We start from the raw sequence: 9,272 nt of genomic DNA, 5'->3' as shown, positions 1-9,272 counted from the left end.
ATTCACCGTTCGAATTAAACCGGAACGGCCATTCGGATAAAACCAGAATTGCCGTTCGAATTCGCCGGAATACGCAGCCTATGCATCAGCAGCGGCGCCCTCATCTTCATCCGGAGGTGCTGGTCTCGACACCTTGCAACAAGAAATTCAAAATGTTTCACAACGCGTTAATGCAAGCCGCGCAACCCATGGCGACGCCCCGTCTACCATTGTTATTGGTACAAGTAGCCACGGGAAAAGTACCCTTATTACATATTTAGCGGGTAAACCTCTTGTTTCTTCAAAAGGTCCGCGTGGGTTTGTTCTGAATACAACGGACCCTCTTCCCGGTTTTACTATAGGTAGTAGCGTTGGGGTGGGAACCAGACTTCCCAGTTCTTGGTACGACTCATCTTCCAGGGTTGTGTACTGGGATTGTCCAGGATTCAACGACTCAAGAGGGCCTGACACAGACGTTGTGAATGCCTTTTCTATCCAACAGTTATTTAGACCTCCCTCTAATGTGAAAATTGTGATTGCATTACGAGAAGCGGAGCTTCAACAGAATTCTGCTAATTTTGCTGATTTACTCAAACGAGTAGTGGATACTTTTCCCGATAGTGACCAATTACATCAATGTATTTCCTTAGTTGTTACCATGCATAGAGACGTTGATGTTGAGGAGGTTCTAAAAGACATTTTTGCGCATTCAGCAGATAATGCGTTATTCAATGAAACGCGCGTTAAGTCTTTGGTCAAATTTTTATCTGATAACGTTAGAGCCCGTGTATCAGTTTTTCCCTATCCAACGGCAGAAGGGGCATACAGTGCAACGGGCCGCGACCCTATATTACAAAGCATAAATTCGTCCAGCTTTGTTCGAAATATCAGGAGCAATGTTGTTGTGCCGGCGAGAGCACGAGAACAGGTGCGTGAGTTATCTCTCAGGACAAATCAAACAATCGAGAACTACCTTAGGACAACGGTTTTTAATTGTATTGAAAGAAAAGCTGCAGCCATCATCGGTCGTCACGAGAGAACAGGAAGAGAGATGAAAGCTGATTTCGCCTCTTATGCACAAATGTTAACGGATGTTAGACAAGATAATGCTCTTAACTTTATCCAGGACTTACAAGCAGTTTTTGGGCGATTGGGGGGAGGGGTAGATCACCTCAATGAAATCAAAAAGAACGTAGAGCTTCTCGATTCTTTTAGGCCACTCTCAACGGGTGTTGAGTATCAAATGCATCGTTGGAAAAGCGGGCTGGGAAATTCAACCACCAGGCTTCGCGAATTAGGTAATGCACCAACACAACGGATCAATCGAAGAGATGTAAACCAACGAGAACTGGATGATTGGTGGCAAATAGGGGATGTATTCGGAAAAAACCGGAGAAACTGGGGTAATCATGTAGCTTTGGATCGTTATGAGCAAGATTCTACAGAATTTCCTGGAAATCTCACCGTGGTAGATCTGGAAACAAAATCTGGGACACTGATATATGGATACAATTATGGTGAACGAGGAAATTCCAAGTGGAGACATGGTCCGTCTTTCGTTTCTGAAACGGAACGATACATATAGGCGATATTTTTAAGAAATCAAGTTGTATGTTATTTTCCTCTGTTGATGGAAAATAACATACTCTGGTGAGACCATTTGGACGTGTACCAGCTTTTTTCTTTTTCAAATGTTCCCTATTCGGTTTATGATGCCCTTTCTTCTCTTATAGAAAACTGGATCTTTAATGTTTAAGAATTTTTTAGAATTCACACGTAAGAGCTACGAAAACTTTAGTTTTCGTGATCAGAAATGGAGTTTGATATCCGGAGGAATTATTGTTGCTTTGTGTGTTTCTGTCATGGTTCTTTTAGAAACTTTAAACCGATATAAGCAATCTTTTCGCCAAGAAAATTTATGGTCAAGTTGGGTTATTAAAAAAGTAAACATTGACGAATTCGATGATTGTTTTAAACCTGAACACAATGGACCTTCTAAAAATACAGAAATCAGCTTTATTGGTAGTTTCGGAACACGAGGAAGTACAAGTGATTTCGAAACGTGGATTTTATGTACGATAGCAAAATCGGCACAAAATATATTTGAATTTGGGACATTTACCGGGAAAACCACATATCTATTAGCCAAAAATTCTCCAAATACGGCTAAAATTGTTACGCTCACTCTATCTCCTGATGAAATTACGACCTATACAAAATCAAACGATGATCATCAAAAAGATACAAAAGCAGCTCTTGAAGAATCAATTTTTAAGAAATTTTATTATTCCAATACACCCCTTGAACATAAAGTTGAACAGCGCTTCATTGATAGTAAAAAATTTGATGAACGGCCGTACCTTAAGAAATTCGACTTAATCTTTATAGATGGGTCTCACGCGGAATCATATGTAGAGAATGATAGCAAAAAAGCCCTTCAAATGGTAAAGCCAGGTGGGGTGATACTTTGGCATGATTATAGGGGACCTGATAGGGCACCTGGTGTTTATAATACACTTAACAAGTTGAGTAAAACGATGAATCTTGTTCATATCGCTGGAACAAGTCTCGTTGCATATCGAGCGCCAAAATAGACATCAAATAAGTACAAATTGAGGAGGTGAAGAGTATTCTTTTGTTTTGAGATCTGTCTTTTTTGTAGGTGTTATTTGAGACTGTTGCGTGCTCGGTATTACTACTGCTTTCCGTAACTAAAATTATACGTTTTGTTGTCTATCTATCTTGGTTGTTTTTATTTGAATAAATCATCCAGAACAGCAACGCCATCTATCATCTCTTCCGAATAAATGCTTTTCTTAATCCCATTTGCAGAAATGATTGCTAAAAATATTTGTTTTTTTGTGCGCGTTTTTTCTTTAAAAATAGCTATTTTCTGATTTAGGCTAGCAGCTTCATGCTTATCGATTGCATAGGGTTTCTCAGTATATTTAATCTCACACATGGTGATGCAATCATCATCTCTATCAAATAAAAGATCAATTTGAGCTCCTTGTTCTGCAGAGCCTTTTTTGGGAGTATATCGCCATGTATTCGGTACTGATGTAGGGCTCATGTTAAGAGCTTGGCTTATTTGAGGAAGATGTTTGTAGCAAACAGATTCAAAGGCATACCCTGACCAACTATTCCAAGCAGCAGAATTGTACTGTTTTTCCCAATATCCTTTCATATGACCTTTTGTCAATAAAGTTGTGTTTATTGGCTCTATCCAATCCAAGTAAAAAAGAGTATATTCATCAATTAATTTGTAATAAATTCCTCTTCTTTTGTGAAACTGTGGCATAAAGCTAATAATAAAATTCGAATCTTGCAGATCTTTTAATCTTTTGAGTCCTAGCTTGCCCTGCATATTTTTGCCAAGTTTTTGTAATATCTCCTCTTGTCCTATTCCATAGCGGCGAGTTGCAATAAGACGAATAATGTCAACATAACTCTCATAGTCCTCGTACAATGAGGAAAATAGATTATCAAATTCCTGCGCCAAAAAGCTTTTTGGTTGAAAAGCTAAATTTTCTATATTTTGTGTTGCCGATAATCCCTTCTCAATTTTTGAGAGATAATAAGGAATACCCCCTGTGACCATGTATATTTGTAAGATCTGATCATTATTGAACTTAACTCCTATGAAATTTAAAAACCGTTTGCTGTCTCTTAAATTAAATGGTTCAAGATAAATACTGCGTGTTAATCGATTATGAAGGCCACCCTTGTTGTTAACGATCTTTTCGATAATCCAAGAGGCGGAAGACCCACATATAATGAGCTTAATTCGCTTGTCTCTAGACCAATGTTGGTTCCAATAATATTCTAATGTTTGCAATAACCTTGAATTTTGAGTTGCCATCCAAGGGAACTCATCAAGAAACAGGACAATTTTCTTATTTTTAGGGACTGTGTTGAAGGCCGCAGTAAGCTTTTCAAAGGTTAAATCCCAATTCTTTTCTTCCTTTAGCTCGACATTATGGTAAAACACTCTCCCAATCTCTTGTGTGAAATGTCTTATTTGTTCAGATAATGTCCCATCTTTAGAGCCAGTAGCATTAAAGAAGATAGCTTTCTCAACCTCAAAAAAACTGCGAATTAGAAATGTTTTTCCAACTCTTCGCCTTCCATAAATGGCTAAGAACTCGGGAATGTTTGAGGTGAGTATTTGCTTTAGGATTTTTAATTCCGCATCACGCCCGATAATTTTCATCTGCTGTACCGTGTGTTGTTCTTCACTTGTAAGTTATATTTAACAATGAAGGATGTCGCAACAGTTTTCTTTGTTCTTCTACAGACGATGGTTTTTTAAAGAGCAGGATAAAACAATAAAATTTGAAGGTGCACTGCAACAATCTACGTAGGTAAACATATACGTTAATAATACGCATATAAGCACACGCACTATTATCGTATACAGAAGCGTCTAATGACGATAATTTTGGAGACCTTACATGGTGTACATGCAACCTAAAAAAATATTTTTTGTCCTATTTTGTTTTCTTAATCTTGTGTCCATTGCCCAGGCAGCAAGGGAATTTACAGAAAATATGTACATACCCAAGCCTCAAATCCTTGGAACGTCAACTGAGTCAGTGGTCGTGCCTGTTCGTCAAGTCATATATGATCACGGCCCGAGAAGTAAGCTTTTTTCTGTTGTCTGTGACCAAGCCCAGTACAACATTGATAAAAACCATTTTGATGCTCGACCTGATGCAGCTTGGGGTTTGCAAATATCTCAAAGATTTTTTCGATTGAGTGAAGATCAAAGCCACTTACAATCGTGCAAACTGAAAGCCTTTGCGACTTGTCAATTTGTGGGCACTATGTGGGAAGACTATTGCAACGCTATGTTAAGATCATACGATGATAACCGTATATCTCCTATTTTTGGATTGAGTTTAGCAAAAGCCAGAACCGAAGCTTTAAAATCTCCTGTGAGGATTTTCTGCAGTTCTTCGTGTTATGACGATCAATGTAGTTTTAACGCCTACTATACACGTGACTACCAAGGGCAGGGGAAAGGAATATTTTTACCAAGATATGAAACTTCCTGTGGATCTTATTACTCTGCCGACTCTTTTTTTACAATTGCCCATGAAGCAGGACACAGTATTTTGGATAGGTTTTGTCCTGAATATCAAAATCGGATACAAGAAAACGGGCAGATCATCAGCGAATTTCTAGTAAGCAAAAAAATATCTGGAAAAGGGATTGAACAAAAGCTCACTAACCTTAATGCTTCTACCTTGCAAGCTCCACCCATCTTAGAATATCTTTCGTCTAGGGCTCTTCACGAGGCATTTGGAGACATTACCGGTATTTTAGGAAGCTTAAAGGCCACAAACAATCCAGATAGAGTGATTGATCAATTAAATCCAACGACATGTTTAGTCAAAGCAGAATGCTCAACATGCCTTAGAGGGCCTGAAACGTCGGTAACTGACCCTTTGAATTATCACGGTCGTTCGTTGCTTTTGACACGTAAATTTTGCGAGGTGTTACAAACTGAGAAAGAACGACTTGGAGATGGAGCCTTGGCTATAGAAAAAGCTGCCGTACAATTTTTGAATTTGACTTTGGCGGCAAGCTTTAGAAAAGAGACTAACCCTTTCGATACAATATTAAATGGATTAGAACAAGATAGCTGGCCGTTTTTAGGATGAGTGTTGTTTAGAAGAACCCAAAGGAGATTAACAATGTTAAAGAAAACTTTATTGTGTAGCGTTACCCTTCTACCTTTTATGACGTTAGGATTTGCGTCTAGTCAGACATACCCTGATCAAACCGATACGACGACTAAGCCTACAACAAGAAATCGTTTTCATGCCAGAGATGATCAAGGTAGTCTATCTCATAAAAAATCTTGTTTAAGACAAACGTCTGTATTTGAAGATGAATTAGATGAACAGTACAGCTTATTTCAAGTTGAAATGAGAAAATCCCCTAAAGAAAAATTGCTGAGACTTTTTGATGATGGTTATCAGTGGTCTGTTCCTGAAATCCTTAGAAAAGAAAGGAGTAGTTCTTCTAGAGATATAGACTCAAAAGAAGATGGTGGCTCTTTGTCCAGGAATACCAGGAATAATAGGGAACAAGTTAGACAGATTTATGACTGTGAGTGGCACGAAGTAGGAAATCACAATACCTCTCAAATTTTGCCAAGCATATACGACAAATTGAAGCAGATCCCCTCACAAGGAGAAGTAGAGGAAAGTATTTTGAATGATCTGGATAAATCTGACCCCAATAATCCTCTTGTCATGATTGCAAAAGCATTCATAAACTCTGTATCAGCAACAGGTAGCCCGCAACGATCTGAAGAATTACATCAACAGGCTAGGGAACTTTTAAGATTCAACTTTATTGCTCGTAATGTTCTTCGAGCTCTTTGGATCGATCGTCGCCTTAAAGAAGAGGAAAGGATTGTTGCTATTGAAAAATTGGAACGTTTATTTCCTGGACATCCTTTAACAGCTTTTGGGAAGATGGCTCTTTACAGATTATACGGCTTAAAAAATATGGAAAAAGCTGTCTCTGAAGAAGGATCAAGATATTCATACTTAACTGCGGAAGAAATTGCCCAGTATAAACAACGATCACTCGAATATGAGCAAAAGGCTCAGGAAATTGGAGAAGAACAAGCAAATAAAGTTTATTCTTACCAAGGACCTTTTAAGTCCGTTATTTATTCCCTGTTTAGTACATTAGGTCCTCGTAGCCAAGATTTAAAAGAACATGAGAAATATCTGGTTGAAAGATTAGGTTGGTTTGACCGGGCTTTTTATTATCGCTGGGCAATGGCATATGAACTTGCTGACCATCAACTTTGTGGATCCTATTTAAAAAAAGCCGTTGATTATATTCCTTTTTACCCACCAGCTCAGTATAAATGGAGCCAGTTTTTAGAACTAAAATCAGCTTCTCTCCAACGACAGCTTCAAGAGCTTAGAACTCAACAATTTAATGCTCTTTTCCAAGCCGCCGAAAGGGGGGAAATGCATGCGCAAAGGGATCTTGCTGAAACTTACCAAACGGGAAGAACTTCTATAACAAGGGAACCTATTGTTCCAACAAATTCTCAAGCAGCTGTTTATTGGTGTCAAAGAGTTGTTGAAAATCCGAACCAAGACCCAAAAATTCAGGGTTTAAAAACTGGGGCTCAAAGAATTTTAGATAGTATCAATAAAAAAACACCTGTCGCTTCGTCGAAATAGATGAACGGATATGCGTTTCAATCTGCAAAAACCAGGAGAGTTAAGATCTTTCCTGGTTTGAACCATCATTAATAAGTTTTAATTTTTATTATTTCTTTTTTTAGCTTCCTTCAATAGAGACGCTTTCCATAAGATAATTTATAGGCACGCGTATAAAGGAGAGAATTGGTGCATTTTTTTTCGCAATTTTTGAATAACTCTTAAATTTCTAAAATTTAACTTCTATGCCCTTCTCTTTCGCTTTAGCAAGGAAAGTTTCAAAGGAAACGTCCTTTTTAAATTTATTATCAGATATGTTTAGCTTTTTTAGCTTAGGCATTTGAAGAAAGAAAGGTAAAGCCCCTTCATCAAATTCACATCCCCTTACGTCAAGATCGCTAAGAGAAGTTATCCCAGATATGGTCTTAATTCCAGAATTCTTTAAAAGATTGCAACCAGCATCTAATTTTTCCAATTGTCTGAGAGAGATAAGGCCCTGGACGCCAACATCAGTGATTTTTGTATGAGCAATTTCTAAATGTCTTAGTTCACTGAGCCGTCCTATGGAAGGCATCACTTTGTCACCAAATGCATTATCTGATAGAATCAAAGATTCCAAAGCTACTAATCTCTCAATAACGGAAAAGCAATCCTCTTTAAGATACGTTTCCATCAAATTAAGCGCGGTGATTTGGGAAACAAAAGGCATTAACAACTTTTCAAGTTTATCTAAGGAAGTTTCCTCCCCTGCTAAATCCATGTCGTAGAATGGCTTCTGCATGAGTTGCAATGTACGAACATCTGATGACTCAATGTGAAGAACAACGCGATCAGCCTGATTAATTGTTGTCGTATCTTGCAAAGGATATAACCTCGCGTCAAAAATTCTATGATGCATATACGAAGAAGGGCTGCTTGCTGCTACGTACCGCTCCACATCTGTAGCCTGTGCCTCCCCTGTTCCCAGAGCAATGCACGATGCAATTAACATCGTTGTGTAATTTAAAAACTTGTTCATAGTAATGCCCACAACTATTTTACTCTTTTTTATGCTAATCACATTTTAAAAGAGAAAACAAGTTTTATTGCCAAAAAATTACTCATCGGCGCAAAGAGTCGTTATCTCCCCATCATTCTCCTTATTCCATGCATCTTTTCCCTTTTCTTTGATCTTCTGGACGATATCCGTAATATCAAAAGAAATGTAAATTTTTGTTGCTGGCACTTCTTCAATGGTTTTCTCTGTTTTAACAAAAGTACAGCCAACAACTTTTGGTTTCATGTCATAGGATATCTTGATTCCATATCTATCTTGGCGCTCGCCCATCAATTGTAAAGCAGGAATACCCTTCTCAACAATTTCAACAGCAAATTTTCCTGGACTTGCAAGGATTTCAGGGTCCATTAAAGCATGTCTTTCTCTCCTAAGAATGCTCTGCACTTGGCTCTTTGGAATATGCCTTGTTAAATGGCTTTGTAGACCCGGTTCCAGTTCTCCCCATTTTTTACCACTCTTCCAGACTCCAATAATTGTCCCATCATGTTTACTAAGTTTTTCTTTTAATCGAACTTGCTCACGGGTTCTAGAAGCAATAGTGCGGGCTATAGCTCTCAAAAACTCCGGATTCTCAATCTCACTCGGGCTTGTTGAACTGCTTGCAGCGGCCGAAGAATAAACATCAGGAGAAAGCATCAACAATAAAAAAAGCACAACAAAAGTGAGTCTTATTGATCTTATTTTCCAATCAAAAGGCATAGTCAATTTTTTTCTCTTCGTTAATTGGATATGAACGTTGACGTATCAAATCGCCTTAATATGAGCATATTTCCACTTAAAAAGACAAACGAATTTTCCAATATTCTTATGCAGATATTTTATTTTTAGATGCCAACGTCCTGCTTATTCCTTATACACCTTACAACCACGCGGGTTAATTTTAAAAAAATGGTCAGCTTTCTAAAATCAAGTACGGGTCAAAGGGTCAACCTGTTCTCTAATCTTCAGTGACACCCCCCTCTTGGCTGTGTTGCATAAATAGGATTATGGTCGAGGAGAAGTCTTTTAAGTGTTGATTTTAAGCCATTTTTTGTGATTTC

Annotated in this window: 7 protein-coding genes; 4 read left to right on the top strand and 3 right to left on the bottom strand. The window is 38.1% G+C overall.

Annotated features, from left to right (window positions below; all coding sequences use genetic code 11):
- The first annotated feature begins 133 nt into the window (after window positions 1-133).
- The gene (locus EQU50_RS07590) at window positions 134-1,564 is read left to right on the top strand and encodes a hypothetical protein (RefSeq protein WP_130154525.1); all 1,431 of its coding nucleotides are present in this window, start codon (window positions 134-136) and stop codon (window positions 1,562-1,564) included.
- A gap of 163 nt (window positions 1,565-1,727) precedes the next feature.
- Window positions 1,728-2,573, top strand: a complete 846-nt coding sequence (locus tag EQU50_RS07585; protein WP_130154524.1) for an O-methyltransferase — start codon at window positions 1,728-1,730, stop codon at window positions 2,571-2,573.
- 158 nt (window positions 2,574-2,731) lie between these two features.
- Here the strand turns inward: EQU50_RS07585 and EQU50_RS07580 are convergent, their stop codons facing one another.
- Window positions 2,732-4,192 (bottom strand): AAA family ATPase, encoded by a 1,461-nt coding sequence (locus EQU50_RS07580; protein ID WP_130154523.1) that lies wholly within the window; start codon window positions 4,190-4,192, stop codon window positions 2,732-2,734.
- A 250-nt stretch (window positions 4,193-4,442) separates the two neighbouring features.
- Between EQU50_RS07580 and EQU50_RS07575 the strand changes: the two genes are divergently transcribed.
- Both EQU50_RS07575 and EQU50_RS07570 read left to right on the top strand, forming a co-directional pair.
- Window positions 4,443-5,645, top strand: coding sequence for a gluzincin family metallopeptidase (locus EQU50_RS07575; RefSeq protein WP_130154522.1), 1,203 nt, complete (start codon window positions 4,443-4,445; stop codon window positions 5,643-5,645).
- Window positions 5,646-5,678: 33 nt separating this feature from the next.
- Complete coding sequence (locus tag EQU50_RS07570) at window positions 5,679-7,196, top strand: hypothetical protein (RefSeq protein ID WP_130154521.1); 1,518 nt, start codon at window positions 5,679-5,681, stop codon at window positions 7,194-7,196.
- Window positions 7,197-7,404: 208 nt separating this feature from the next.
- On the opposite strand, the gene EQU50_RS07565 is transcribed toward EQU50_RS07570, so the two are convergent.
- Both EQU50_RS07565 and EQU50_RS07560 read right to left on the bottom strand, forming a co-directional pair.
- Window positions 7,405-8,037: a leucine-rich repeat domain-containing protein gene (locus EQU50_RS07565; RefSeq protein WP_165380396.1), complete on the bottom strand. Its 633-nt coding sequence runs from the start codon at window positions 8,035-8,037 to the stop codon at window positions 7,405-7,407.
- 234 nt (window positions 8,038-8,271) lie between these two features.
- Window positions 8,272-8,937, bottom strand: a complete 666-nt coding sequence (locus tag EQU50_RS07560) for a hypothetical protein (RefSeq protein ID WP_130154519.1) — start codon at window positions 8,935-8,937, stop codon at window positions 8,272-8,274.
- Window positions 8,938-9,272: the final 335 nt, after the last annotated feature.

The sequence above is a fragment of the Candidatus Finniella inopinata genome, from assembly GCF_004210305.1.
Classification (GTDB): Bacteria; Pseudomonadota; Alphaproteobacteria; order Paracaedibacterales; family CAIULA01; genus Finniella; species Finniella inopinata_A.
Note: the sequence above shows the minus strand (reverse complement) of the source record. Positions and strands in the feature narration are given on the sequence as shown.

Bases quoted from the DNA above. Each gene is read 5' to 3' on its own strand.
- EQU50_RS07575 (WP_130154522.1), top strand. From the start codon at position 4,443: ATGCAACCTAAAAAAATATTTTTTGTCCTATTTTGTTTTCTTAATCTT.
- EQU50_RS07580 (WP_130154523.1), bottom strand. From the start codon at position 4,192: ATGAAAATTATCGGGCGTGATGCGGAATTAAAAATCCTAAAGCAAATA.
- EQU50_RS07570 (WP_130154521.1), top strand. From the start codon at position 5,679: ATGTTAAAGAAAACTTTATTGTGTAGCGTTACCCTTCTACCTTTTATG.
- EQU50_RS07585 (WP_130154524.1), top strand. From the start codon at position 1,728: ATGTTTAAGAATTTTTTAGAATTCACACGTAAGAGCTACGAAAACTTT.